The 25312-nt window shown below is 53.1% G+C and carries 24 protein-coding genes and 2 pseudogenes; 12 read left to right on the top strand and 14 right to left on the bottom strand.

The window, feature by feature from the left end; all coding sequences use genetic code 11:
• Positions 1–522 (top strand): DUF6363 domain-containing protein (locus tag IE090_RS15545; RefSeq protein WP_229815796.1); only part of this gene is annotated, 522 nt, incomplete at its 5' end.
• An 18-nt stretch (positions 523–540) separates the two neighbouring features.
• On the opposite strand, the gene hemW is transcribed toward IE090_RS15545, so the two are convergent.
• From hemW to IE090_RS15510, 7 genes are all read right to left on the bottom strand, one after another.
• Positions 541–1677, bottom strand: a complete 1137-nt coding sequence (hemW, locus tag IE090_RS15540; protein WP_189389763.1) for a radical SAM family heme chaperone HemW — start codon at positions 1675–1677, stop codon at positions 541–543.
• A 169-nt stretch (positions 1678–1846) separates the two neighbouring features.
• Positions 1847–2212, bottom strand: coding sequence for a hypothetical protein (locus IE090_RS15535; RefSeq protein ID WP_189389761.1), 366 nt, complete (start codon positions 2210–2212; stop codon positions 1847–1849).
• A 48-nt stretch (positions 2213–2260) separates the two neighbouring features.
• The gene (rdgB, locus tag IE090_RS15530) at positions 2261–2878 is read right to left on the bottom strand and encodes an RdgB/HAM1 family non-canonical purine NTP pyrophosphatase (RefSeq protein ID WP_189389759.1); all 618 of its coding nucleotides are present in this window, start codon (positions 2876–2878) and stop codon (positions 2261–2263) included.
• The gene (locus IE090_RS15525; protein ID WP_189389756.1) at positions 2875–3336 is read right to left on the bottom strand and encodes a DUF4426 domain-containing protein; all 462 of its coding nucleotides are present in this window, start codon (positions 3334–3336) and stop codon (positions 2875–2877) included. The genes rdgB and IE090_RS15525 overlap by 4 nt, the downstream gene beginning before the upstream one ends.
• A gap of 10 nt (positions 3337–3346) precedes the next feature.
• Complete coding sequence (metW, locus tag IE090_RS15520; protein ID WP_189389754.1) at positions 3347–3955, bottom strand: methionine biosynthesis protein MetW; 609 nt, start codon at positions 3953–3955, stop codon at positions 3347–3349.
• Positions 3952–5100 (bottom strand): homoserine O-succinyltransferase MetX, encoded by a 1149-nt coding sequence (gene metX, locus IE090_RS15515; protein ID WP_189389752.1) that lies wholly within the window; start codon positions 5098–5100, stop codon positions 3952–3954. The genes metW and metX overlap by 4 nt, the downstream gene beginning before the upstream one ends.
• Positions 5101–5188: 88 nt before the next feature.
• The gene (locus IE090_RS15510; RefSeq protein ID WP_189389750.1) at positions 5189–6211 is read right to left on the bottom strand and encodes a succinylglutamate desuccinylase/aspartoacylase family protein; all 1023 of its coding nucleotides are present in this window, start codon (positions 6209–6211) and stop codon (positions 5189–5191) included.
• A gap of 85 nt (positions 6212–6296) precedes the next feature.
• On the opposite strand from IE090_RS15510, the gene IE090_RS15505 reads away from it, so the two are divergent.
• From IE090_RS15505 to IE090_RS15480, 5 genes and pseudogenes are all read left to right on the top strand, one after another.
• Complete coding sequence (locus IE090_RS15505; protein ID WP_189389747.1) at positions 6297–7637, top strand: magnesium transporter; 1341 nt, start codon at positions 6297–6299, stop codon at positions 7635–7637.
• A 94-nt stretch (positions 7638–7731) separates the two neighbouring features.
• Positions 7732–8289 carry a GNAT family N-acetyltransferase gene (locus IE090_RS15500; RefSeq protein ID WP_189389745.1) on the top strand — a complete coding sequence of 186 codons (558 nt, stop codon included), beginning with the start codon at positions 7732–7734 and terminating at the stop codon, positions 8287–8289.
• Between the two features lie 175 nt (positions 8290–8464).
• Complete coding sequence (locus IE090_RS15495) at positions 8465–8791, top strand: hypothetical protein (protein ID WP_189389743.1); 327 nt, start codon at positions 8465–8467, stop codon at positions 8789–8791.
• Positions 8792–8897: 106 nt separating this feature from the next.
• Complete coding sequence (locus IE090_RS15490; protein WP_229815795.1) at positions 8898–9743, top strand: sulfurtransferase; 846 nt, start codon at positions 8898–8900, stop codon at positions 9741–9743.
• Between the two features lie 42 nt (positions 9744–9785).
• A pseudogene (locus IE090_RS15480) lies at positions 9786–10358 on the top strand (histidine phosphatase family protein).
• Positions 10359–10363: 5 nt separating this feature from the next.
• Here the strand turns inward: IE090_RS15480 and IE090_RS15475 are convergent.
• Positions 10364–11119 (bottom strand): TSUP family transporter, encoded by a 756-nt coding sequence (locus IE090_RS15475; protein ID WP_189389738.1) that lies wholly within the window; start codon positions 11117–11119, stop codon positions 10364–10366.
• 351 nt (positions 11120–11470) lie between these two features.
• Between IE090_RS15475 and IE090_RS15470 the strand changes: the two genes are divergently transcribed.
• The 3 genes from IE090_RS15470 to IE090_RS15460 all read left to right on the top strand — a co-directional run bounded on the left by IE090_RS15470 (position 11471) and on the right by IE090_RS15460 (position 16681).
• The gene (locus IE090_RS15470) at positions 11471–12856 is read left to right on the top strand and encodes a flavin monoamine oxidase family protein (RefSeq protein ID WP_189389736.1); all 1386 of its coding nucleotides are present in this window, start codon (positions 11471–11473) and stop codon (positions 12854–12856) included.
• 50 nt (positions 12857–12906) lie between these two features.
• Positions 12907–13689 carry a substrate-binding periplasmic protein gene (locus tag IE090_RS15465; RefSeq protein ID WP_189389735.1) on the top strand — a complete coding sequence of 261 codons (783 nt, stop codon included), beginning with the start codon at positions 12907–12909 and terminating at the stop codon, positions 13687–13689.
• A 178-nt stretch (positions 13690–13867) separates the two neighbouring features.
• Entirely contained in the window at positions 13868–16681 is a 2814-nt protein-coding gene (locus tag IE090_RS15460; RefSeq protein WP_189389734.1) for an ExeM/NucH family extracellular endonuclease, read from the top strand.
• Positions 16682–16732: 51 nt separating this feature from the next.
• Here IE090_RS15460 and IE090_RS15455 read toward each other — a convergent pair whose 3' ends face one another.
• Entirely contained in the window at positions 16733–17146 is a 414-nt protein-coding gene (locus IE090_RS15455) for a GFA family protein (RefSeq protein WP_189389733.1), read from the bottom strand.
• A 405-nt stretch (positions 17147–17551) separates the two neighbouring features.
• Here IE090_RS15455 and IE090_RS15450 point away from each other — a divergent pair, with 405 nt between their 5' ends.
• Complete coding sequence (locus IE090_RS15450; protein ID WP_229815794.1) at positions 17552–18172, top strand: glutathione S-transferase N-terminal domain-containing protein; 621 nt, start codon at positions 17552–17554, stop codon at positions 18170–18172.
• Positions 18173–18220: 48 nt separating this feature from the next.
• Here the strand turns inward: IE090_RS15450 and IE090_RS15445 are convergent, their stop codons facing one another.
• Entirely contained in the window at positions 18221–18721 is a 501-nt protein-coding gene (locus tag IE090_RS15445; RefSeq protein WP_189389732.1) for a GNAT family N-acetyltransferase, read from the bottom strand.
• 188 nt (positions 18722–18909) lie between these two features.
• Here IE090_RS15445 and IE090_RS15440 point away from each other — a divergent pair, with 188 nt between their 5' ends.
• Entirely contained in the window at positions 18910–19638 is a 729-nt protein-coding gene (locus tag IE090_RS15440; protein WP_189389731.1) for a transporter substrate-binding domain-containing protein, read from the top strand.
• Between the two features lie 127 nt (positions 19639–19765).
• Positions 19766–20419 (top strand): annotated as a pseudogene (locus IE090_RS15430) (FMN-binding negative transcriptional regulator).
• 30 nt (positions 20420–20449) lie between these two features.
• Here the strand turns inward: IE090_RS15430 and arcC are convergent.
• The 4 genes from arcC to IE090_RS15410 form a co-directional block, all read right to left on the bottom strand.
• A complete protein-coding gene (arcC, locus tag IE090_RS15425) occupies positions 20450–21379 on the bottom strand; it encodes a carbamate kinase (protein WP_189389726.1) in 930 nt (309 codons plus the stop codon).
• Between the two features lie 15 nt (positions 21380–21394).
• Positions 21395–22399 (bottom strand): ornithine carbamoyltransferase, encoded by a 1005-nt coding sequence (argF, locus tag IE090_RS15420; protein WP_189389725.1) that lies wholly within the window; start codon positions 22397–22399, stop codon positions 21395–21397.
• Positions 22400–22465: 66 nt separating this feature from the next.
• Complete coding sequence (gene arcA, locus IE090_RS15415; protein WP_189389723.1) at positions 22466–23695, bottom strand: arginine deiminase; 1230 nt, start codon at positions 23693–23695, stop codon at positions 22466–22468.
• A gap of 19 nt (positions 23696–23714) precedes the next feature.
• Entirely contained in the window at positions 23715–25121 is a 1407-nt protein-coding gene (locus tag IE090_RS15410) for a YfcC family protein (protein ID WP_189389715.1), read from the bottom strand.
• Between the last annotated feature and the right edge of the window lie 191 nt (positions 25122–25312).

The raw sequence follows: 25312 nt of genomic DNA, 5'->3' as shown, positions 1-25312 counted from the left end.
CTGCCCTTGCTAACTGGAAGATGGATTATCGCCTATTTTGGGGTATTTTTCAGAGGTGCCCTAGACGGTGAGCCCTATGTGGATGGCGGCGTTGCCGACTCGATTCCGGTCAAACACGCTTATGACATGGGCGCGCGTGACATTACCGTGGTGCTGTCTCGGCCGCGTGGCTATCGCAAACGCCAATACCCGCAAGCCATGCTGGACGGGCTGCAGCAGCGCATGCAACAGCGTTTTGGCGACGAAGCACAATTGCTATCGGCCATGATGCTGCGCGCCGACGACTACAACGGCAGCCTGGAGTTTATCGACCAGCCACCCGAAGATTGTCGCATTCGCGTGATTGCGCCGCCGCCACAATTTGCGGTTGGCCGCTTGACCATGAACATTGATCGCCTGCATCAGGGCTATCGCATGGGGCTGGCGGCAGGCACCGAATATTTGCTGAGCTACGACGAGTATTTTGGCGCCAACCTACAACAAAGTGCCGGCCATTCGCTGTTTTCATTATTGCAGCGTTAAAGGCTGGCGAAGGAAAAACTAATCAGTCAAAAACAGCGCCAGCAGTTCGTTTAAGTACTGCTGGCCGCGCTCGGTGGCATAGATGCGTTCGTTTACCTCAAGCAGGCCTTTTTGCTGGGCTAGCTTGAGCGGTTGAGCCACGGCATCCAGTGACAAACCGGTGCGGTCAGTAAAATCTTGTGCGCTGATGCCTTGGCGTAAACGCAAGGCATTCATTAAGCACTCCAAGCCGGCGTCATCACGCTCGATGCGCTGTTCGGCGCTTAAAAACGCTTTGTCTGGGTTTAAATAATCGCGTGGCAAGCGGGTTTTTTGGCTGCGAATAATCTCGCCTGAGGCCAAAGTGATCTTGCCATGAGCACCAGCGCCAATGCCTAAATAATCGCCAAATTGCCAATAATTGAGGTTATGGCGTGCGGCTTTTCCGTGCTGTGCAAAGGCGGAAATTTCGTAGTGTTCAAAGCCGGCTTTTGCTAGGCGTGCAAAGCCCATTTCTTGAATGTCCCACAGTGCATCGTCTTCTGGTAGCCGTGGCGGGCGCTTATAAAACTCGGTATTGGGCTCGATGGTCAGCTGATACCAAGACAGATGCGGCGGCGCAAAGCTGAGTGCAATGTCTAAGTCAGCCTGAGCTTGCTCCAGGGTTTGCTCTGGTAAGCCGTGCATTAAATCGACGTTAAAATTATCAAAGCCAGCTTGTTGGGCGATTTCAATGGCACGGCGTGCTTCGTCGCCGTCGTGCACGCGGCCAAGGCGCTTTAAATGCTGAGGCTGAAAGCTTTGAATGCCCATCGACAAGCGGTTTATGCCAAGCGCTCTGTAGGCAGCGAACTTGTTGCTTTCAAACGTACCTGGGTTGGCTTCTAGGGTGATTTCACAGTCATCGCTCAAGGTCAGCACACGCTGCAAGCCCTCAAATAACTGCTGGTAAGCCTTTGCTGAAAACAAACTCGGCGTGCCGCCACCAAAAAAAATGCTGTGTATTGGGCGCGCTTGTACCCAAGGTAAATCCTGCTGCAAATCCGCTAGTAAGGCTTGCACGTATGCCTGCTCGGGCAGCTCACTGCCTGCGGCGTGAGAGTTGAAATCGCAATAGGGGCATTTGCGAATGCACCAGGGCACATGAATGTACAGACTGAGCGGGGGTAGCGGCATGTGACGATCCAACGAGAAAATGCTGAGCAGCCGATACACGGCCGAGCAGGTATCTTAGGCGAAAAAGCTGCGATAAGCAGCGGGGAGCTTGCTTATTGTGGAGCAAGCCGCCTGCCTTTCCATCACGTTGACTGGCGTCGTTATTGAAAGGCAAGCGCTGTCATGGCCATTAGGAGGCTTGGCGCTGCTCGCTGTCGCCGGTTTGCTCTAACGCATCCAGCAATGAGGTCACACGGGTTTGCCATTCGTGCTGCTGGTGGGTCAGTCGAGTGTTGTTTTTCTCCAGCTCGGCGTTGCTCTCTTGCAATTGTTGCAGCTGCTGTTGCAGTTGCTGATTTTGCTCATTCAGTTGCTGGTTTTGCTGCTGCTGTTGTTGCAGTTGCTGCTCGGTTTGCTCCAGGCTTTGCTGCTGCTCTTGTTGCAGCTGCTCCATGACTTCTAAATCTTCGCGCAGTTGTTGGTTGTCTTGGCGCAAAGATTCAATGGTGGTAACTGCCTGACGGATTTTTTGTTCTAACAATTCAAAGCTGTTCAAAATAACTACTCACACTGTTGTACGTGGAAATATAAAAATACGCCGGCCTTATGCCTGCCAGCGCTGTCGCAATTCTTGTAGGGCCTGACCGCGATGCGATAGTTCATTTTTTCGTGCCTTAGTGAGTGCGGCAGCAGTGCAGCCCTCACTGGGCACGAAAAATAGAGGGTCATAGCCAAAGCCCTCATTGCCATCGGCGCTCAGGGCAATGCGGCCTTCCCAGCTGCCCTGAAACACTTGCGGTGTTGGGTCGTTGGCGTGACGCATGTACACCAATACGCATTGAAAGCGCGCGCTGCGCTGCTGTTCGGGCACATTTTCTAGCGCCTGTAATAACTTGGCATTATTGGCGCCATCACCGCTGCCAAAGCCATCGGCGTCGCTGGCATAGCGCGCACTGTAAATACCGGGCGCGCCGTGCAGGGCATCGACCTCCAAGCCGGAGTCGTCAGCCAAGGCGGGCAGGCCAGTTTGTGCGGCGGCATTGCGGGCTTTGAGAATGGCGTTTTCAACAAAGCTGAGGCCGGTTTCCTCAGCCTCTGTTACCTGCAGTTCGTTTTGGGCGATGAGCTCTACCTGTTGGTCAGCAAAGTGCTGGCTGAACATGGCAGCAAATTCGCGCAGTTTTCCAGCGTTGCCGCTGGCGAGTACGATCTTGTGGCTCATTCTTCCTCGTAGAACTTCTGGCTAAATTTAACGTTGAAGGTTTGGCTGCTGTCTTCCGGTGAGACCTGTAAATCGACATGATACAGGTCGCCATCATCAAAGCGGAAGGTGGTGAGATAATACACCGCGTTGCGCTCTTTAACCTCGTTAAAGGTCAAGGTTTTGGCCTGGCCAATTAAATTGCGTAATTGGCCTTCGACACTGGCGGTCATGGCGACGGGCAGTGGCTCACCGGCGACGTTTTTCAGCACCGAAATGCTGACAAATCCTAACGCTTTGGAGCGGGTAATGCCGTACGCTGCGGCGGTTTCTGGCGTTAAAAAGGTCGAGTTTAGGCCGATGTAATGCACCTCATAGTCGCCGAACACCTGCTTTTGCTCACCTTGGTTTTGTGCCTGTGTCAGGCTGGCGAAGGCCAATAAGGCTAGGCTGGCAATGGTCTGGAGCATGCGTGTCATCTGAACTACCTCAACGGCTGATATGATAAACGGCGATTTCACCCAGCATGGATGGCCACAAGCGAATGGCCCAATGGCGTTTGTGCTGCCCATCCACCACGGCCTTATGCAAAATGCGGATGCCGCGCTGGCGACACAAAATTTCAAAGTCGCGAAAGGTGCATAAGTGAATGTTGGGTGTGTCGTACCAATTGTACGGCAAGGTCTCGGACATTGGCATCCGGCCTTTAAACATTAAATAGCCGCGCGTGCGCCAGTAGCCAAAATTGGGAAAAGTCACAATCGCTTCTTTGCCAATGCGCAGCATTTCTTCCAGCAACAGGTCGGGCCGACGCACGGCTTGCAGCGCTTGCGTCATGATGACGGTATCAATGCTTTGATCGGTAAAGTTATCCAGACCGTCATCCAGGTTTTGCTCAATCACATTGACGCCATTGGCAATGCAGGCGGTGATTTTATGCGGGTCAATTTCCAAGCCATAGCCACGCACATTTTTATGCTGTTGCAGGTAGCGCAATAGGGTGCCGTCACCACAGCCAAGATCCAGTATCTGGCTGCCTGGGCGAATATGCTGCTGCAGCAGCTTGAGGTCGTCGCGTAACTCCAAAGCGGTATTCATACATTGACCTCCCGCGCGACGCGCTGCATGTAGGCACTAAAAATCGCCAAATAGCGCGGAATCGGTAGTAAAAAGGCGTCATGGCCACTTTCCGATTCGATGCAGGCGTAAGTGACGTCTTTATCGGCATGCACCAAGGCGTTGACGATTTCTTCCGAACGCTCCGGCGGAAAGCGCCAATCGGTGGTAAAGGAAGCCACCAAGAACCGACACTGAGTTTGCGCCAGGCAAGCGACCAAATCGTTATTGTAGTCGGCAGCTGGGTCGAAATAATCCAGTGCTTTGGTCATCAACATATAGGTGTTGGCATCAAAGCTGTTGGAGAATTTTTCGCCCTGGTGGTGCAAATAGCTTTCGACCTGAAACTCTGGCGCAAAGCTGTAGTTGAGGCGGCCTTCTTTTAACTCGCGGCCAAATTTCTGCCGCATGGCATCGTCGGATAAATAGGTCAGGTGCCCCAGCATGCGGGCCTGCATTAAGCCGGCTTTGGGAATGGTGCCGTGCTTGAGGTAATGGCCGTCGTGAAAATCCGGGTCTTTGGCGATGGCCTGACGCGCCACTTCATTAAAGGCGATGTTCTGCGCTGACAACCTGGGTGCCGAGGCAATCACCACCGCATGGCGCAAGCGTGTCGGAAACTGAATGCTCCAACGCAATACTTGCATGCCACCTAAGCTGCCGCCCACCACCGCCGCCCATTGCTCGATACCGAGCACATCGGCCAAGCGCGCTTGACTATTGACCCAATCACGCACGGCGACGATGGGAAAGTCCGGGCCATAAACTTCGCCGGTTTCTGGGTTAATGCTGGTGGGGCCGCTGGAGCCGTTGCAGCCACCGAGATTATTCACCGCGACGACAAAAAACTCGCGCGTATCAATGGGCTTGCCCGGGCCGATGCAGCTGTCCCACCAGCCCGGCTTGTCGTCGTCCATGCTGTGATAGCCGGCAGCATGATGACTGCCGCTTAATGCATGACATATCAAAATGGCATTGGAGTGGTCGGCGTTGAGTTCGCCATAGGTTTCATAAACCAGGTCGTAGCTGGGCAACACCCGCCCGCTACGCAGCGTCAGTGGCTGATCAAAGTGCTGTGTTTGCGGTGTTACCAGCCCGACCGAATCAGTAGGAATAGTGTCCGGCATAGTGGCGAAAGGTCCACAGTAAAAGCGCTGAGTGTATCAGCTCTGCCCGGCCCAAACAGCCACCCGCCGTATGTTGGTCAACGATTGCTCAATCGGTGTCCGGTAGCAGGTCGTCTTGGAATTGCTCCCAATTATCCGACACTTCATCCGGTTGGCTAAAACAAGCAATGTGGTAAACAGCTTCGCCCTCTTGCACCAGTGGAATGTTTTGCTTGCCGATGATGATGCCATCTTGCTTGGTGATAATGCTGTCTAACAAGGTGCCATAAGGGTCGACGATGTCGGCCAAGATATCGCCCCGTTCCACTTGGTCACCGAGCTGTTTGCGGTGACGAATAAAACCGGAATCGGTGGCACGCAGCCAGCGACTGTAATGCGCCTCTACGGGCTCATACGAGGGTTTGCGGCGCGACGCCGGCAGCATCCCTAGGGCGCGCATCACATTTAACGTACCGCGCACCCCAGCGCGAATGGCCAACTCGTCAAAGCGTAACGCTTCGCCAGCTTCATACAGCAGCACTTTGGCGCCTTCTTCGGCCGCGGATTGGCGTAGCGAGCCGTCGCGCACATTGGCATTTAAAATCACCGGCACACCAAAAGCAGAAGCCAAGCGCTTGGTGTCGTCATCGCTTAAATCGGCGCGAATTTGTGGCAAGTTGGAGCGGTGAATGGCGCCGGTATGAAAATCGATGCCGTAATCACAGCGCTGCACGATTTCGCGCAAAAATAAATCGGCCATGCGGGCGGCCAGTGAACCGCGTGACGAGCCAGGGAAGGAGCGATTTAAGTCGCGTCGGTCGGGCAAATAGCGAGTTTGGTTGAGCACCCCATAAACGTTCACCATGGGCACGGCCAGTACGGTACCGCGCACTTTCTGCATGGCACGGCTGTTGATGAGGCGCTGAATAATTTCCACGCCGTTGAGCTCGTCACCATGAATCGCAGCACTTAAAAACAAGGTGGGGCCGGCTTGCTTGCCGCAATGCACCTGCACCGGAATCGACATTTGCGTGTCGGTGTAAAGCTTAACAACGGGTAATTCGATCTTGCGTACTTCACCCGGGTGAACCGTAGTGCCAGCGAGGGTAACAGGGCTGTTTTTGCTGGTCATATTGCTCTTCCTGGGTCAAAGTCTGGCTTATTCTAATGTAGGTGTTATAGCAGGTAAGCCGCGATCGGCGAAGAGGAAAACATTTATGGTGACGATCAAAGAACGCCATCAGGTATTGGATTGGTTGGTCAACAACTTGATGTCGCCAGAGGCGCTGGCACACCCGCTAGCAACGCGTGACTTCAGTGCCGACGACTGGGCCTATGTGGTGGAAGGGGTGCCGCATGAGTACCGCCCACTGTTATGGCGCTCGCTGCTGCCAGCATCGCAACCCGCCATTTTGTGCGCCATGCGCGATGATGCTCGCAAACATTTGCTGGCGGAGCTGGCCAGTGACGAGGTCAATGAACTGCTCGCACTGAGCAGTGCCGATCAGCTATTGGTGTTGTACGAGCAATTGCCGTCAAAGCTGGCGCGCCAGGTGATCTCAGAGCTACCCAAGCAGGCGCGCAGCTCGGTGAAAGATGCCCTGAGCTATCACGAAGATCAGCTTGGCCGCTATGTAAACCATGATGTGGTAACGGTGTTGCCGCAAACCCTGGTGGCGGATGTGCTTTTGGATTTAAAACAGCGTCAGTTGCCGCCTTATACCGATGTGCTGGTGGTGATGGATGAGCAAGAGCGCTACTTAGGCTTGGCCAGCCTCGATGCTTTATTCAGTGCTTCGCGCAAGGTGGCCGTCAGTGAGGTAATGATGTCGGAAGTGGGCATTTTACCGAACGTAAGCTTGCTGGACGCCTCCAACCGCGTCAAAGCATCGGGCTTGAGCATGTTGCCGGTGGTGGATGAGCAGGGCATTTTGCTGGGGCGTTTTTCGCTGCGTGATTCGTTGGATGTGATGCAAGAGCACTACGAAGAGCAGCTCTCGCATATGGGTAACGTCAGCGATGAAGACCTGTTTGCACCCGTGGCCATCAGTGCGCGGCGTCGGGCCGTGTGGTTAGGTATTAATTTGGCGACCGCATTTTTAGCGTCTGCTGTGATCGGTTTATTTGAGGCGGTATTGGTACAGGTGGTGGCGCTGGCGGTGTTGATGCCCATTGTCGCCAGCATGGGCGGCATTACTGGCAGTCAAACCCTAACTCTGACCATTCGTGGCCTGGCTACCGGGCAGCTGTCGGCGGCCAACTTAACACCACTGGCGAACAAAGAGCTGCGGGTGGCGGCGATCAATGCCGTATTGTGGGCGGCGGTGGTCGGGGTCGTGGCTGCCTGGTGGTTTGGTAACGGCTGGTTGGCCTTCATTATTATTTTGGCCTTGGTTGTTAATATGTTGGTGGCCGTTGTCAGTGGCATTGTGATTCCCGTTATTCTCAATCGGGTTGGCATCGATCCGGCGCTGGCAGGTTCGGTGATTTTAACCACGGTTACCGACGTTGTGGGCTTCTTTGTTTTTCTTGGCTCGGCGACGTTATTGTTCTTATAGAGGTTGTTCGTCGTTCTGGTATTGTCTGGCAAGTATCTGCTTGTCAGGCAGCGCTTTTATCTAACCGCAAAACCTTTAACTACAAGGAAGCATTTTGGATTTTCCCGAATTTCAAACTCAACGACTGACACTGAGCCAGCTCACAGAGCAGGATGCGGCCAGTATTTTTCAGCTTTTCTCCAATCCGTCAGTGATGACCTATTACGATATGCCGGTGTTTACCGATGTCGAGCAAGCGCAGCAGTTTATTGAGCGCATGCGCGCAAGGTTTGAAGCCAAAGCTGGCATTCGCTGGGGTATTCGACTGCAAACAACGGGTGAGCTGATTGGCACTTGTGGCTTTAATGTATGGAATCCCCACACCCAAGCGGCGACGGTGGGCTACGATTTGCGCCCTGATTATTGGGGCCAAGGCATGGTTGCAGAGGCGCTGCATGAGCTGGTGCAGCGAGCGTTTGTAGGTGGTCTATTCGACTGCGCATTAAATCGCATTCAAGCCGATACCGTGCCGGGCAATACTCAGTCTGAGGCGGTGCTAAAAAAGGTAGGGTTCAAAGAAGAAGGTCTGCGCCGCGAGTGCGGTTACTGGCAAGATCAATTTCATGACCTGAAATGTTTTGGCTTGCTGCGTCGTGAATATCAAGCGCCCTAAGGGGGGCGCCAGAAAACTCCAGCTCTGTGGCGCCGATTTTTGCTGTAGCTCTTGCTAGAGCGGCAAGCCGGCTTGGTGATCTGGAGCCCACTGGTGACCCAGAGCGGGCACCGAATTATTCAAAGGTTCTCTACTGTTACGAGTGTTGAATGCATTGTTAAACGGAGCTATGCCTATGTCGATAAATCCCTTGTTAGTACTTTGCAGTCTGTTATTGCTGACGGCCTGCAGTGAGCCGTTGCCTCAGGATAAGCTCGACTATGCCGGACACTGGCAAGGTCAGGGGATGGAGTTGACCATAGAAGCAGATGGCAAGGTGTCTTATCGGCGTCGCGAGGGCATTACAACCACCACCATTAACGCACCGCTAAAGCATTTTAAAGGCGACGATTTTATCGTCGGCATAGGGCCGTTTGATACCACCTTTGTGGTGAGTCAGCCGCCTCAAATGACAGCCGAGGGTTGGCGCATGACGGTGGATGGTGTGGAGCTGTATAAATAGCGCTGTTCGTTTTTATTAATATCCGCAGTTTTATCAAGATCGGGTGGCGCCCTCGTGTACGCTAACAGAGCTGGTGCGCCGCGATCGTTTGACAGGAGTCTTTGCTGTGTCTTTTCCCTCTCCTTTGGTTGATTGCCAATGGCTAGCCGAGCATTTATCGCAACCAAATTTGGTGTTGCTGGATGCCAGTATGCAAACCGTGATCGGCCGAGAGCCCATAGTGTATGAACAGCCGGCTTATATTCCTGGTGCTCAAGTCTTGGACCTTGAGCAAGAGTTTTGTGATCAAACGTCGTCCCAGGTGCATGCCTTTCCCACGGCGGATATTTTTGCGGATGCTGCCCGAAGGTTAGGGATTAATCGTGACAGTCGGGTGGTGATTTACGACAACCAGGGCATTTATTCCGCCCCCAGAGCTTGGTGGATTTTTAAAACCATGGGGGTTGCGCAGGTGGCTGTATTAGACGGTGGCTTGCCGCAATGGCTGGCGCTAGGGCACGAGGTGGTGGCTGAGCTCGCCAGCCCGCCCATTACAGGCAATGTCTGCGCTCAGTACAACGCCAGCCATATCATTAATAGTCAGCAACTGCTGGCACAATTGCAGCAACCAGGCGCTTGCATCATCGACGTGCGCTCGGCGGAGCGCTTTGCAGGAAAAGCGCCGGAGCCACGCCCAGGTGTGCGCTCTGGCCATATTCCAGGCTCTATCAATATTCCCTTTGCCAACGTCCTAGATGGCAACCGTTATAAAACTGCAACGCAGTTGCGCGCTTTGTTTGCTCGACAGCTGCCAGATATGCCCAAACCTCTGGTGTTTTCATGTGGCTCTGGCATTACAGCTTGCATTGTTTTATTAGCCGCTGTGATCGCCGGCTTCGATCAGCCGGTTTTATACGATGGTTCTTGGGCTGAGTGGGGCAGTGATCCTGAGTTACCGATCGAGACTGAATAAATGATAGTGCTAGTAAGACATGGGCAAATCGAGACGGAATAAATGATAGTGCTAGTACGACATGGGCAAACCGAATGGAATCTAAGTAAACGCTTACAAGGCTGGCAAAGCTCGCCTTTAACAGCGTTATGAGAGCAGCAGGCGCAGGATGCGGCGCGCGCGGTCACTGAGCTTGTGTCATCGCAGCCACTGTCTTTAATCACCAGCCCATTGGGGCGGGCGCGCCAAACGGCGGCGTTTTTTGCCGCAGCGTTGAATGCCAAGCCACAGCCACAGCCACTGATAAAAGAATATGGTTATGGCGAGTGGGAAGGATTGACCTCTACCCAGGTACAGCAGCTGCACCCACATGAATGGGCCGCGCGCCAGGCCGATAATTGGAATTACGTTGTGCCGGGTGGTGAAAGCTACGCTATGGCCTTTGAGCGTGCCCGCCAATGGCTCGCAACACTCGATGCCAACCAAATAATCGTAGCTGTGAGCCATCAAATGATGGGGCGGGTCATTCGCGGTGCGTATTTAGGTTTAACAGCACAGGCCACTATGGCTCTACAGCAAAATAATGGCGAGATTATTCTGCTGGCCCAAGGGCAAGAGCAGGTCGTGCGGGTTTGAGCGCATTAGCCGTCTTTAAGGAGCAGGCTCACACTGATGGCGATACACACAGCCACCGTCATCCAGCGAATAAATCCGGCACCCTGCTTCATCGCCGTTGCTGCGCCTAAGCGCGCACCAACGGCCTGACCTAGGGCCATGCTCAAGCCCACCACCCATAAAATATGGCCGCCAATAATAAACACCATCAGCGACACAATGTTGGTGGTGAAATTCAGCAGCTTGGCGTGCGCGGTGGCATTGACCAAGCTCAGGCCTCGACCGACGGTATGGCCCAGAGTAAAAAAGGTACCGGTACCCGGGCCAAAGGCACCGTCATAAAGGCCCACGCCAGTGACCACGCTGGCATTAAAGCTGCGGCGACTCATGCGTGGCGCTTGGTCGGTGGTGCCTGCTTGCGGCGCCAGAATTAAATACACAGCAATCAGCATCAAAGCGATGGGCATGGCAGTCATCAGCCAATCGCTATTAATTTGTTGAATCAGCCAAGCACCCACGGCGGCACCGATGGCAGCGCATGTGATGGCGGGCCATTGTTTGGGCACAGAAACTAAGCCCTCGCGTACAAAAAAGCGTGTGGCAGAAAAACTACCAAAACAGGCTTGTAACTTATTGGTTGCCAGCGCAGCGACCGGCGGCACGCCCGCCAGCATCAGTGCCGGAATCGTCAGCAGGCCGCCGCCACCGGCAACGGCATCAATAAATCCGGCTACTAGCGCGACCAGCGCCAGCAGTAACAGAATCTCAGGAGCAAGTTCCATAGTATTTCCTGTATCAATAAAGTCGCGCATGATGCCTGAAACACCGGTTCTTTTGTACGTTTGAGCAGTTGTTTACTACTGAAGCTTTGCCTGCGTTGGCTAACAGTCTGCTAACGAAGTAGGCGTCATTTATGTCTACTCAGTTCAGCCAAAGGTGTGAGTTCGGTATAGTTAATGGCCTATCAGTAGCGGATATTTGCCGTCATTGGGTATAAATCGTCGTATTTTATCTATTGATTTGGCGCTGCTGCCTCTAGGTTCTGAGAGTTTTTCTTATTTGGGCGTTTTCGTTGTAGTCCGGGTTCGATAGCTTTGCGAACTCACTAAATGCATTAACAAGAAGAAACGATCATGAAGAAACTGGGTATTTTGCTCTCTGCCTGTTTGAGCTGTGTGGTACAGGCGGATGAAAAGCCGTCGGCCATTGTGGTGGGTGCTGGCTTGGCCGGCCTGACGGCGGCGTATGAGTTAGAGCAGCAAGGTGTGGATGTCACCGTGCTGGAAGCGCAGCAGCGCATTGGTGGCCGTGTGCACACGCTTTATAACGTCTTTGAGCAAGGCCAGTACGCCGAAGCGGGGGGCGAGTTATTGGATGGCATTGAGGTACACACCCAAGTGCATGCCTATGCGCAAAAGTTCAAACTCGATTTCGAAGAAGTGGGCTACGACTATGACACAGCGTACTTTATCGATGGCAAGCGCGTGCCTGAGTCAGAGCTGGAAGTGCTGATCGGCGCCAAAGCCATGGCTGACTACGATCGTTTCTGGGAAGAGCTAGAAGCATTGGCAAAGCTGGTACCTAACCCGGCACAACTGGATCAAGCACCCAATGCCAAACAGCTGGACCAACAGTCGGTAGCGCAATGGCTGGATGGCTTAAACCTAGCGCCCAAAGCACGCACATTGGCCGAGCACCACATTCGTGGCGAGTATGCCGAACCGACGCAAATGTCACTGCTGTTCTTGGCGCATCAAGCCAAAGTTTATGAAGGCGTGGACGACGATCAAATCGAAATTTATCGCATCGCTGGCGGTAATATCAAACTGCCGAAAGCGCTGGCCGCAGGCTTAAAAAAACCGGTATTGCTGAATCATGCCGTCACCGAGATTCGTCACACCGATAAGGGCGTTGATGTCATCGCGGCTGGCAAAGCGTTTCACGCGGATTACGCTGTGGTCACTGTGCCCGCCAAGGTGCTGAGTCAGATCCGCTTTGTGCCGCAGCTGTCGGCGCCGCTGAGCAATGCTGCCGCATTGGGTTATGGCAGCCATACCAAGGTGATGTTGCAATACAGCAAGCGCTTCTGGCTAGATGCCGAGCTTAACGGCGATACCGTGGCAGATTTGCCCTTAGGTTGGACTTGGGAAGCCACTGATCAGCAGCAGGGCGAAGCCGGTATTTTAACTGTGTATACTTCCGGCCGCTTTGCCGACGGCGATCGCTATAAAACCGACGCTGAGTTAATTGCGGCTGCGCGCGAGCAAGTAGCGCAGGTTTACCCAGGTGCCGATGCGCTGTTTTTGCGTGCCGAAACCCAAGCTTGGCTGCGTCAGCCATGGCAGCAAGGCGGTTACAGCGCTTACGGGCCAGGCGATGTGACGCGTTTTTGGCAGGCTTGGCGCCAGCCACAAGGGCGTTTGATTTGGGCGGGTGAGCACACTGCGGATCGCTACGTCGGCTATCTGGAAGGTGCCATTCGCTCTGGCCAGCGTGCTGCTAAGCAACTGTCTTTATAAGCTACCTTAAATTAACGGGCGCGCAAGGCGCGCCTCAACCGGAGACCCCTATGCGCATCCTAATGTTATTGGCCAGCTTGCTGCTGGCAAGCACTGCTGCCAGTGAAGCGCCAACGGCAGAATTTACCGCCAAGCACATTAAAGTGGTCAACCTCGTGGCCCCGGAATGGCCAGAGTTTTCTAACAGGGATGGCACAGGGCTCTATTGGGACCTGCTACGTGAGATTTACCAGCCTGCCGGTATTCGTTTAAAGCCGGCCACTGTGCCTTGGAATCGGGCGATGAAAATGGTTACCAAATATTCGGTCTATAACGGCATTATTGGTGAATATCGCGACACAGAAGAGCCGTTGCGCTTTCCTGATTATGCCATTGATGTTGAGCGCTTGGCGGTCTTGTATCCGATCAATAAAGGCTATCAATGGAACGGCTATGACACCTTCACCAATCGCACCGTCGGTTGGATCAAAGATTACGAGCTGATCGATGAAGACAAGCGCGACTTTACCCTGCGCGAGTTCCGCGATACTGCCGACGGTGTGGCGCTGTTGATGGATGGCAGTCTCGATATCTTAATCGATGAGTGGGATGAAATTGCCATGGCACTGCAAGAAGCGGGTTACGGCATTGAAAACTTTGAAATGCACGACATGCCAGAAGGCACGGATGTGTATGTGGGGTTTGCTGATACGGATATCTCCGATCATTTAATCAAGGTATACAACCGCCGCATTCCAGAAATGGTGAAGTCAGGCAAGCTGCAAGCCATTTACGAAAAATGGGGGGTGGGTGAAATTCCTGCCAACGTTCAGCGCTTAATTGACCAGCAATAAAGCCTGCCCCGGAATAAAAAAGCGCCTATTGCTAGGCGCTTTTTTTAGGCCTATTGATAGCGTTGGCCTAAACAGTCTAATGCTTAGCGTTTGTTTTTCTCGCCTAGGAAAATAGCGACTTAAAATTGACACACTTCGCCGTCACCCTGCCGACTTTCTTTTCATGCAGGGAACCAAGATGCAAAAAATAACGCTTAGCCTGGCGCTGCTGATGGCCAGCAGTGCGCAGGCGCAGTTCATCATTAATGAAGTCGATGCCGATCAAAGCGGCACCGACAGCAGCGAATTTATCGAACTGTATGACGGTGGCCTGGGCCAGCAATCGTTGGCTGGTTACAGCCTGGTGTTGTTCAACGGCAGTGGCGCCAAAAGCTATCTCAGCGTTGATTTGAGTAATTATCAAACCAATGCCGAGGGCTATTTGGTGCTGTGTGGTGATACCAGCGCCGTTGCCAATTGCGATGTTGATATCGGCGTCAACACCAACTTGATTCAAAACGGTGCGGATGCGGTAGCGCTTTATCAGCGTCCTGCGACGGACTTTCCGAATAATACCGGCGTGGATGCCAACGCTGTGGTCGATGCGTTGGTATATGACACCAACGATGCCGATGCCACTGACTTGCTGGTGCTGTTAAACGCGGGTCAAGGCCAGATCAATGAAGACGCTAATGGCGATAAAGATAGCCATTCCAATCAGCGCTGTGGCGCAGGCGTGGCGCGCAATACCGAGGGTTATCAGCAGGCCGTGCCAACGCCTGGGGCAGACAATCATTGCGGCACGGTTGATCCTGACCCAGATGTGGGCCTGGGTGCTTGTGGCGACGTTTCACATAATCAGTATCAACTCATCAGCGCAATTCAGGGGCGCATGGACGACGCCGATAACGACGCCAGCCCATTGCGCGGCCAAACCGTGGTGGTCGAAGCGATTGTCACCACAGATCTGCAGGGTGGCACCCTGGCCAATGGCGACAGCTCTTATCAATACAGCGGCTATTGGCTGCAGCAGGCTGAAAGCGAATACGACAACGATCCACACACCTCCGAGGGTGTGTTTGTTTACGACTATCGCTCCGAGGTTAGCGTGGGCGATCGTGTGCGCTTAGTGGCACAAGTCGATGAATATAACCAAATCACGCAGCTGAAAAATGTCACTGACATTAAAGTGTGTGCCAGCAACCAAGCATTGCCAGCGCCGGTGGCGGTGACTTTGCCGGTCGCCGATCTCAATGTTTGGGAAGCGCTTGAAGGCATGCGCATTCACAGCCAGCAAAACCTGGTGGTGAGTGACTTATTTGGCACGGGTTACGGTTTTGGTAATTACGGCCAGTTTGTGCTGTCGTCGCAATTGCATTACCAGCCAACCGAGGTGGCATTGCCAGGCAGCAGTCAAGCTCAGGCATTGGCCGCAGCAAGACCGCTGGATGTGTTGTTGGTCGATGACGGCGTCTCCAGCCCGTATCCTGAATTTATTCCCTTCCCAGATGAATCTGGCTTTGCTGCCAGCAACCCAATGCGCATTGGTTATCGGGTACCGACGCTCACCGGTGTGTTGCATGAATACCGCAATCATTACAGTGTCATTCCCGAGCAGATCATCATTGACCCGGTGGCAGAGCGCACGACGGCGCCAGAAGTGGCGTTAGACGCTGAGCTGGTGATTGCCGGCATGAATGTGCTGAACTTCTTTAATGGCGATGGCCAAGGCGGTGGTTTTCCGACTGAGCGCGGTGCACCGACGGCAGCGGCGTTAGCGATGCAAACCGCCAAAATTGTCTCTGCCTTGCAGGCAATGGATGCCGATATTGTCGGCCTGATGGAAATAGAAAACGACGGCTACGACAGTCGCAGTGCCATTGCCGAGCTGGTAAATGCACTGAATGCCGTGCAAGCGGCGGGCGATGAATATGCCTACGTGAATCCAGGGCGTAGCCGGATTGGCGACGATGCCATTGCCGTGGGGTTGTTGTATCGCCCAGCGAAAGTGAGTCTGGAAGGTGGCAGCGTTATTTTAGACAGCAGCAACTCGCCTTTGGATGAGCAGGGTGAGCCCCTGTTTATCGATGATAAAAACCGCCCGTCTTTGATTCAGTCGTTCCGCTACCGCGACTCGGTATTTACCGTGTCGGTGAACCACTTAAAATCCAAAGGCTCGGCCTGTAATGAACCCAATGAAGGCGAACATGGCGTTGGCAACTGCAACCTGACGCGCACCAAGGCGGCACAAGCACTGGTGGAGTTTTTGGCCACTCAGCCGACGGGAGTAGAGTCGCAAGCAACCTTGATTTTGGGCGACTTAAACGCCTACAGCCAAGAAGATCCGATGCAGGTGTTTTATCAAGACGGTTTCACCAACTTGAAATACACGGATAAAAGCAGCGAAGCAAAACCGTTTTCTTACAGCTTTAGCGGCTTTTTAGGCAGTTTGGATCATGCGCTGGTATCGGCAGATTTATTAGAGCATGTGGTCAGCGTGGATGCTTGGCACATCAACTCGGTTGAAGCGCCGATTATGGATTATTTAACCGAAGCCAATGGTCAGCGCTATGACTCGGTGGATAATTATGCCGCCGCCGATGCCTACCGCTCTTCCGATCACGATCCGATTGTCGTGGGCCTGACCTTTGCAACTGCCAACCAGGCGCCGGAGCAAAGCGCTGTGATCAGCGATGTTGGCATTGAAAATACGCATACCCGCTACCAAGTCGACTTAAGCCAATACTTTATTGATGCCGATGGCGATGCCCTGAGTTATGAGTTGCTGGCTGAGTACCCGGGGATTACTTTGCAGCCGCAAGGTGAGCTGCAGGTAGAACTCACGGCTAGTCAGTTGGACGCTTTGCCGCTGACAGTCGAGTTCAGCGTCAGTGATGGTCAGGCAAGCTTGGTGGCCAGTGTGACTTTGCTGGATGAGCGTGAGCCACAATCGCCTTGGCAGCGTTGGTGGAAGTGGCTACAAGACTGGTGGCAGTCGCTTTGGCCTTGGTAAACGACTAACCCCAGTGCGGGCATTGCCCGCACTGGGGTTTTCTTTTTGTGCTTAAACTTCGACGCCAGCACTGGCGAGAAACTCGGCCTCGGTCATCTTGGTGGTGGCGTTTGCAAACTCATAATACGGCGGTTTGTGATCGATATATATTTGTGATGTCAGGGTGAAATCGACATCCGCTGGGAATAACCCCGCTGGCACAATATATTCTTGATTGTGATTCAGCTGGTAAAACAAATGTGTGCCGCAGTGTGTGCAAAAACCACGGTTTGCCCATTCTGATGATGCATAACGAGTGATGGCCTGCTCATCGCGAATTTCAACTTCAGTGCCAACATGCACGGCCATCATGGGGCTGCCACTCCAACGACGACACATACTGCAATGGCAAATACCCACGTCGCTGATGTCTGTATTCACGCTAAGGCCTGCTTGGCCGCACAGGCAAGATAACGAATAATGCATAACAATCTCCTTATTTGAGTCGGATGGCACAGCGCTTTGAATATACCTACCTCGCCAAGATGATGCTTGCGATCGCGCAGGCTAAGCGCAAGTTGGTACTTTTGAGCTATGCTGGTGTCCTGAGTCAGAAGTTCGCATGCTTTCAGCGAGCCATCCAAGTTCTGTGGCGAGGTGTGCCTCACAGGCAATGGTGGTTCCATTGGCAAGAGGCAGAACGAAGCCAGAGGGCTTGAAGGGCCCGCCCTAAGGGAACGAATGGAAAGCCCCATTACGGCGTTGCTGTTCTTGAAAAGATCCCGATATTTCCTGCAAACAGCGCCTTGTACTAGCGCTTTCCATTCGCTCTGAAACTACGCGAATTTCTGACTCAGGACACTAGAGCGCACATCTTTGGGGAATTAACGCATGTCTCACTCTGAAATGACTCTGATCGCCGGCACGGAATCCACCTGGTCATTGCGGGTGTGGATGTGTTTCCAATTGCTCAAACAGCCTGTGCAACTGGAAGTCATAAACCTGGCAGCGCCAGGGCACGTATCGCGGGTGATGCGCCAATCCCAATCGGGCTTGGTGCCGGTGCTAAAAACCGAGCACGGCGCCATTCACGATTCCCTGGCCATTATCGAATACTTAAACGAACGCTTTGACGGTGCGCTGTATCCCGAATCCACCAGCGAGCGTGCACTGGCGCGCAGCCTATGCGCAGAAGTGCATGCCGGCTTTAACAATTTGCGCGCCCATTGCGGTTTTTCGGTAAAACCGGTGGCACCTATGACTCAGCGGCCAATGGAGCTCAGTGATGAGTTGCAGCGCCTAGAGCGCATTTTTGCTCGTGCCAAAGGACGCTTTATGTTTGCCAAACCGGGTGCCGTCGATACCATGTTCGCCATCACCGCCTATCGGCTCGAGTCCTATGGGATTCAGCTCAATGGCATGGCGGCGAACTATCAAAAGTCGTTAATCGAATGGCCGTTGTTGCAACAAACTCTGGCGGAAGGGCGGCGTTGGCTGACCGTTGCCGAGTAATGCTTCGACGCCAGCCGCCGCTAATTGAGAACGGGCGAACGAATGCTGTTAAAGGTCGAGCTTAAATAACTGGCCGTGGCCGTTATTAAAGATGACGTCAGGAAAAGCAAAATCATTGTCGATTAACTCAAAACCAAACTCTTCATGCAGCGCAATAGACGTGTGGTTATTGACGTTAGCAAAGTAATAAACCGTGTGGGTGTGTTGTGCCAATTGCTGTAACCGCTGCGCGGTTAATGCGCGGGCAATGCCACCACGTCGATAAGCCGGGTCGACAATCAAACCCGATAAATACCAGCCTTGCGGCGAATAATCGTCGCCCAAGAATTGTGTTGCTTTGCCATAGCCCACCACACGATCCCGTTCGATAGCGACGAGTGCAATGGTATTTTCTGCTCGCAATAAACGGCGCAAATGCGCACGATCGATGGCATAGCCCTCACGTTGTTCTATCAGTTCGGCGATGGCGGCAAAGTGCTCTCGGCCTGCGGTGACGATGTGGTAATCGAGAGGCTGGGATTGGGCGTTGGGCGCAAAGGGTTCAAACATGACATTCATAGTGCGGGCGGCGCCGCCAAACAGCGGCACCGGTTTATCTCTACAGCGACATTTTAGGGCGCAGAGCATAGAGATCTAACTGCCCGGCGACAATGATTAAAGCGTTTCTTCATACGATGTCGCACCAACCGATAAAAGCCTAGCTGCTACACTTTAGCCGATTGAGTTGAGGTGTCACTATGGGCATACGCAAATGGCTAGCGTTACTGATGCTTGGGTCTGCTAGCGCACTGGCAGAGCCTGAGCAATTGCGCCTGGCGGTACCAGATTCAGCCTATCCTCCTTATGTGATTAGCGACGAAACTGGTGTGCACGGGACGTTAATTGCCCCTCTGCGCGCTGCTGCGGCGGCAGCAGGTATCGAGCTGGTATTTACTTTGGCACCCGAGCTGCGTAGTCACAGATTGCTACAGCGTGGTGTGATTGATGGCCGTATGGAGTCGCCGGATTGGATTGAGAACCCAGATGATTTTTTATGGACGGCGTTGATGCTGCCAATGCGGGATGTCTTGATCTATCACCAGCGCCATCGTCCTGCAAAAGAGAGCGACGTTGCGTTAAAAAACTACGAAATTATCGCTCATCTGGGCTACGCCTACCCGCAGCTGCAAGCTTGGTTCGATAGCGGCCAGGTGGCGCGCTTGGATAAAACCTCGGAGCTGAAAATGCTGTTGGCATTGACTAATCCTAATGCCACACGAAATGGTCGAGCGGCTGTGATGGAGCGCGGTGTGGCGCAATGGTTGCTCAAACAAGCGCCAGAGTTGCGCCAGCAGCCTCTGGTAATAGGCGAGCGCACATTTGGCTGTGCTTTGATGGGCTTTCAGTTGCGTAATACAGAGCGCATCGCTGAGTTACTGCAACGTTTAAATAAGCACAGCCAGGAATCAGCCAACCATCGGTGCTAAAACACCTGACGATTTAGAGCGGGCGTATTTAGAAATTCCTTAACTGTATGGCCGAAAGCGCTTGTGACTGTGGCTAGCGCACTTTGCACGGCGGCTTTACTCTGGCGTTTTCTCGCTGGAGTGGTGTATGCATATTCCTTCTTCTTTTCGTAGCACGGACCAGGCGCTGATGCTGGATCTGATTCAGCAGCAGCCGTTAGGCACCTTGGTGGCGCACAGCAGCGAAGGCCTAAGCGCGCATCATTTGCCACTTATCGTCCGCCATAGCGGCGAGGCGCTGCAGCTGCAGGGGCATATTAATCGCGGCAATGCTTTGTGACAGCAGTGCCCTGCGGGCAGCGAGGTGTTGGTCATCTTTACTGGGCCGGATTGCTACATTAGCCCCAATTATTACCCCTCGAAACAGCGGACGGGTAAGGCCGTACCCACTTGGAATTATTCCGCCGTGCATGTGCGTGGCCGCATTACGTATCAGCACGATGATGAAGAAATTACTGCTTTTTTAGCCGATCTTTCCCAGCATTTTGAAAATCAGGGGCAAGAAAAACCTTGGCAGTTGTCTGATGCACCGGCCGATTACATTGAAAAGCTCTGCCGTGCTGTGGTGGGCGTTTTTATTGATGTTGAACAGATCGAAGGGCAGTTTAAGTACAGCCAAAATAAATCGTCGGAGGATTTTGCCGCCTTGTTGGAGGGCTTGCAGCAAGAGGGGCAGCGTCAACAAGAGGTGGTTCAGTATATGAAAAGACTGGCGAGCAAGGAGTCAGGTCTTTCGACCTGACTCCAAACATCTGATTTAAAGCGCTGGGCCTCAAGCGTACTCGATGCCATTGGCCTCCAACGTAACTACTGTGCCTGCTTTGCCGGCGAGAATATCAGCCAAGTCGCTTAGCCGACCAATGGCTGCCATTTTGCCAGTGCTTTGCACAAATTCGCAGGCGCCCAGCACTTTCGGCCCCATTGAGCCGGCGGCAAAGTCCATTTCTAGTAGTGCATCAGGGTGCGCGCGGCGAATGGAGCGCTGGTCTGGCGTGCCAAAATCAACGCAGACTTCCGGCACATCGGTGAGCATGATAAAAGCATCAGCATCCAGCTGCTTCGACAGCAAACCGCTGGCCAGGTCTTTGTCGATGACGGCCTCCACGCCGTGCAAATGCCCCTGCTCATCAAAGCTCACTGGAATGCCACCGCCACCAGCACAAATGACAATCACGCCTTTGTCGACCAGCATGCGAATGGTGTCGATTTCAATGATGCGCTGCGGCTTGGGCGAGGGCACAACGCGTCGCACGCCCGTGCCGTCGGCAGCCAAAGACCAGCCTTTTTCTGCGGCTAACTTTTCACCGTCTTCGGTACTGTACACAGGGCCGATGGGCTTGGTGGGTTTTTGAAAGGCTGGATCGTTGGCATCCACCGCAATTTGTGTGAGCAGGGTTACAATATGATCGTCTTTGGGCACCACATTGCCCAGCTCCTGCTCAATCATATAGCCGATCATGCCGACGCTTTCTGCACCCAATACATCCAGCGGAAAGGCCGAGCCACTTTCATAAGCGGCATCCATTAACGCCAGTAAGCCGACTTGTGGGCCATTGCCGTGGGCAATGACCAGTTCATGCTCGGCATGCACAGCGGCTAGGGATTTAACCGCCTGGCGCACATTATCGCGTTGGTTTACGGCATTCAGCGCTTGGCCGCGCTGTAACAATGCATTGCCCCCGAGGGCGACAACAATTCTCATAACGCCTCCGGCTTTTTATTGGCCTAGGGTAGCAACCAGCAGCGCTTTAATGGCGTGCATGCGGTTTTCAGCTTGCTCAAATTGAATGGCTCCGGGCGACTCGAATACGTCTTCAGTCACTTCCATGGCGCTTAAGCCAAAGCGCTCTTCAATTTTTCGGCCCACTTCGGTTTCTAAGTTATGGAATGCTGGCAAGCAGTGCATAAATTTCACCATTGGGTTGCCAGTAGCAGCCATTAACTCGGCATTGACTTGGTAAGGTTTGAGCAAGTCGATGCGTTGTTGCCAGGCATCGTCGGATTCACCCATAGACACCCACACGTCGGTGTGTACAAAGTCTGCGCCTTTAACGCCTTCTTGCGGATCTTCGGTGAGGGTAAGTTTGGCGTTGTAGCGTTGCTCCAACTCGCGCGCGGCGGCGATGTATTCGTCCTCTGGCCATAACTCTTTGGGGGCGGCAATGCGTACATCCATGCCCATCAAGCAGCCAGCAATCATCAGTGAGTGGCCCATGTTAGAGCGTGCATCACCGCTGTAGCAGTAGCTGATTTCATGCCATGGCTTGCTGTTGCTGTATTCACGCATGGTCATTAAATCGGCGACCATTTGTGTTGGGTGGTATTCGTCGGTTAAGCCATTAAAAACCGGCACTCCAGCGTGCTCCGCCAGTTGCTCGGCGATGACCTGGCCAAAGCCACGGTATTCAATGGCGTCGTATAAGCGGCCCAACACCCGAGCGGTATCGCGTACCGACTCTTTTTTACCCATATGTGAGCCAGTCGGATCAAGATAGGTCACGTTGGCACCTTGGTCATAGGCTGCGACTTCGAACGAGCAACGAGTACGAGTTGAGGATTTCTCAAAAATCAGCGCAATGTTTTTGCCTTTTAAATGCTGTACTTCCGAGCCTGCATATTTGGCGCGTTTTAAATCGCGCGCCAAATCCAGCAAAAACATCATGTCGCGCTGGCTAAAGTCGATCAGTTTTAAAAAGCTGCGGTTGCGTAAGTTAAACGCCATGGTAAACCTCCGTGGGGCTTTCGCCCCATTGCTAACTTCATGCAGGCTCGGCCTGCATAAAGTGAATTAAAATGTAATAGCTTCACGTTCGATTGGGCAGGTCATGCAGTGGCCGCCACCACGGCCGCGGCCCAGCTCAGCCGAGTTAATGGTGATGACTTCAATGCCGGCATTGCGCAGTAAATCGTTGGTATACACATTGCGGTCGTAGGCCACGACTACACCTGGCTCTAATGCCACCACGTTATTGCCGTCATCCCACTGCTCGCGCTCGCGCTCGCAGGCGTCGCCGCCGGTGGTAACAACATGCAACTTATCTAGGCCCAAACAATTGGCGACCACATCAAACAAATGTGCTTTTTCTTCGGTTAACTCCAAGCCGCCGTCGTTACCTGGGCGCAACGAGAAACAATGAATTTGATCGCACACTTCTAGGTAGGCCGTGGCTTTATCGACATCGCACAATGAGAACACGGTATCTAGGTGCATGGCGGCGCGTGAACGCGGCATTTGGCAGGCAACCACACGCTCAGCAGCACCGGCGGCAAACAGGGATTTGGCCACTTGCCCCACGGCCTGACGGGTGGTGCGCTCGCCCATGCCAATCAGTACGCAGCCATTGCCAATGGGCATGACATCGCCGCCCTCTAAGGTAGCCAAGCCATGGTCTTCATCTGGGTCGCCCCACCAAATATTGAAATCCTTATCGGCAAAGAATGGATGGTATTTATAAATCGCTGCCGCCAATAAAGTTTCTTGCCGGCGCGCGGGCCAGAACATTGGGTTCAGGGTGACGCCACCGTAGATCCAGCAACTGGTATCACGGGTAAAGGTGGTGTTAGGCAGCGGTGCGATTAAATACGCTTCTTCATTGGTGTAGCGAGCGAAAATATTATCGTGCATAAAGGGCGTTTCTGCGGCGGAAACACCACCAATTAAGCACTTGGCCAGATCTTGGGGTGCTAGCTCATTAAGCCAACCACGAAATTCGTCTTTAAGAATTTCGCCCACCATATTGGCAGTGAGTTTATGGTCAAGAATGTACTGCCGGCCTTCGGGTAAAGCGACGGTTTCTGCCAGTAACTCGTGCATTTCCAATACGTTCACGCCGCGATCGCGGACTTTTTCAACAAAGTCGCGATGGTCCTCGCGTGCGCGCTTGACCCAGATAACGTCGTCATACAGCAGGTCACTGCAGTTGGTGGGCGTCAGGCGCTCATGGGCCAAACCTGGTGTGCACACCATGACTGTTTTTAACTTGCCAACTTCGGAATTGGCGCCCATTAATTTACTCATAATTAACACCTTAAAAAAATTAGAGCATGGTACCCAGGCTCAGTACCGCCATAATGAAAATGGTCAAAATCAGCAGCAACGGCCAGGTAAATTTCAACCAAGTTTCGTAAGGCACACGACCAATGGCCAAGCCACCCATCACCACAGCAAAGGTCGGGTTAATCATATTGACCAGACCGCTGGCAGATTGAAATGCAGTCACTACCAGGTCGCGGCTAACACCGGCAAAATCGCCCATGGGTGCCATAATCGGCATGCTCAGTACGGCCAAGCCAGAAGACGAAGGCACAAGAAAAGACAAGGCGACTTCGATCCAGTAAACGACATTAATAAAGACAACAGGCGATAAGCCTGAGACTATATCTTCAGACCAAGCCAGAGCCGTATCGCTTAAGTGGCCGGCCTCCATGATGACGACAATGCCGCGGGCCAAGCCGATAATTAATGCCACACCTAATAAGTCACGTGCGCCGTCAATAAAGTTATCGACTAGGTCTTGCTCTTTCATGCGATTGACTAGGCCAACGACAATGGCACCGACAATAAACAGTGCTGCCATTTTTGCCATCCACCAACCAGCAACGGCAACGCCCCAAATCATGATGGCGAAAACCGCGGCAAAGATAACCAAGGTTAAGTCTTCTTTGAGGGTCATTTCCTGCGAGTGACGGTCTTCACTGCTGCCGAGAAAATGCTGTTTATTTTCTTCGTGTTTGTCTTTCACCAAGGAATGGTTGATATCGGCACGCACGCGTGCAGCGTAGCGCATGACGTAGATCACGCAGATCAGCCAGCCGCCGCCCAAAATTAAAAAGCGCAGGCCCATGCCTTCGGTAAAGGCAATGCCAGCGGCATCCGAGGCAATAACGGTGGCAAATGGGTTAATGGTGGAGCCGAGGGTGCCGATGGCACAACCCAGCATAATGACTGCCACGGCAGTGACCGTGTCATAGCCGGCGCGCAACATGATGGGAATCAAAATCGCATAAAATGCCAGCGACTCTTCTGCCATGCCATAAATGGTGCCACCAGCAGCGAATAACGCCATCAGAATGGGAATGAGCCACTGCTCGCGCCCAGCGAATACGTCCATAATGCGTTGAATGGCGTGGTCGATGGAACCGGTGGCGTTCACAACGCCTAAAAAACCTCCAAGCATTAGCACAAACAAGGCGACATCAATGGCGCCGGCTTCATAACTGTCGCTGTTATAAAAACCATTAATGGGCGCAAGAGCGATATCTGCCAAGCCTTGGGGGTTGGATTCCACCGCTTCAAAGCTGCCCGGTACGGGCACTTCGCGACCTAATTCTTCGTTCATGACGCGTTCGTATTGGCCAACGGGAACCACCCAAGTGAGGGCGGCCATCAGCGCAATCAGCGCGAATAAAATGGTGAATGCTGTCGGAAAACGAAAGCCTTTCATAACTCCTCCGATCGTTTACAGAGCCAACACGCTTCGATTGGTCTCTGGACTCCTCGCTACTGGCATCTGTGGCCAGCTTTTGTTTTTTACTGATTGATTTGTCTTTTATTTTCGTGGCAGATAAATCAGCAGCAGTGATTGAGCATAGTTACGATATAAGACTTCGCGAGTTTGCCGTCATGACTTGGGTC

Origin of the sequence: Bacterioplanes sanyensis (genome assembly GCF_014652515.1) — a bacterium.
Classification (GTDB): domain Bacteria; phylum Pseudomonadota; class Gammaproteobacteria; order Pseudomonadales; family Oceanobacteraceae; genus Bacterioplanes; species Bacterioplanes sanyensis.
The sequence above is the reverse complement of the archived record's forward strand: the minus strand, read 5'-3'. Positions and strand labels throughout refer to the sequence as shown.

Excerpts from the sequence above, each read along its gene's own strand:
- hemW (WP_189389763.1), bottom strand. The coding sequence starts at position 1,677 with ATGCCGCTACCCCCGCTCAGTCTGTACATTCATGTGCCCTGGTGCATT.
- rdgB (WP_189389759.1), bottom strand. The coding sequence starts at position 2,878 with ATGAGCCACAAGATCGTACTCGCCAGCGGCAACGCTGGAAAACTGCGC.
- IE090_RS15525 (WP_189389756.1), bottom strand. The coding sequence starts at position 3,336 with ATGACACGCATGCTCCAGACCATTGCCAGCCTAGCCTTATTGGCCTTC.
- metW (WP_189389754.1), bottom strand. The coding sequence starts at position 3,955 with ATGAATACCGCTTTGGAGTTACGCGACGACCTCAAGCTGCTGCAGCAG.
- metX (WP_189389752.1), bottom strand. The coding sequence starts at position 5,100 with ATGCCGGACACTATTCCTACTGATTCGGTCGGGCTGGTAACACCGCAA.
- IE090_RS15510 (WP_189389750.1), bottom strand. The coding sequence starts at position 6,211 with ATGACCAGCAAAAACAGCCCTGTTACCCTCGCTGGCACTACGGTTCAC.
- IE090_RS15505 (WP_189389747.1), top strand. The coding sequence starts at position 6,297 with ATGGTGACGATCAAAGAACGCCATCAGGTATTGGATTGGTTGGTCAAC.
- IE090_RS15495 (WP_189389743.1), top strand. The coding sequence starts at position 8,465 with ATGTCGATAAATCCCTTGTTAGTACTTTGCAGTCTGTTATTGCTGACG.
- IE090_RS15475 (WP_189389738.1), bottom strand. The coding sequence starts at position 11,119 with ATGGAACTTGCTCCTGAGATTCTGTTACTGCTGGCGCTGGTCGCGCTA.
- IE090_RS15470 (WP_189389736.1), top strand. The coding sequence starts at position 11,471 with ATGAAGAAACTGGGTATTTTGCTCTCTGCCTGTTTGAGCTGTGTGGTA.
- IE090_RS15465 (WP_189389735.1), top strand. The coding sequence starts at position 12,907 with ATGCGCATCCTAATGTTATTGGCCAGCTTGCTGCTGGCAAGCACTGCT.
- IE090_RS15460 (WP_189389734.1), top strand. The coding sequence starts at position 13,868 with ATGCAAAAAATAACGCTTAGCCTGGCGCTGCTGATGGCCAGCAGTGCG.
- IE090_RS15455 (WP_189389733.1), bottom strand. The coding sequence starts at position 17,146 with ATGCATTATTCGTTATCTTGCCTGTGCGGCCAAGCAGGCCTTAGCGTG.
- IE090_RS15450 (WP_229815794.1), top strand. The coding sequence starts at position 17,552 with ATGTCTCACTCTGAAATGACTCTGATCGCCGGCACGGAATCCACCTGG.
- IE090_RS15445 (WP_189389732.1), bottom strand. The coding sequence starts at position 18,721 with ATGTTTGAACCCTTTGCGCCCAACGCCCAATCCCAGCCTCTCGATTAC.
- IE090_RS15440 (WP_189389731.1), top strand. The coding sequence starts at position 18,910 with ATGGGCATACGCAAATGGCTAGCGTTACTGATGCTTGGGTCTGCTAGC.
- arcC (WP_189389726.1), bottom strand. The coding sequence starts at position 21,379 with ATGAGAATTGTTGTCGCCCTCGGGGGCAATGCATTGTTACAGCGCGGC.
- argF (WP_189389725.1), bottom strand. The coding sequence starts at position 22,399 with ATGGCGTTTAACTTACGCAACCGCAGCTTTTTAAAACTGATCGACTTT.
- arcA (WP_189389723.1), bottom strand. The coding sequence starts at position 23,695 with ATGAGTAAATTAATGGGCGCCAATTCCGAAGTTGGCAAGTTAAAAACA.
- IE090_RS15410 (WP_189389715.1), bottom strand. The coding sequence starts at position 25,121 with ATGAAAGGCTTTCGTTTTCCGACAGCATTCACCATTTTATTCGCGCTG.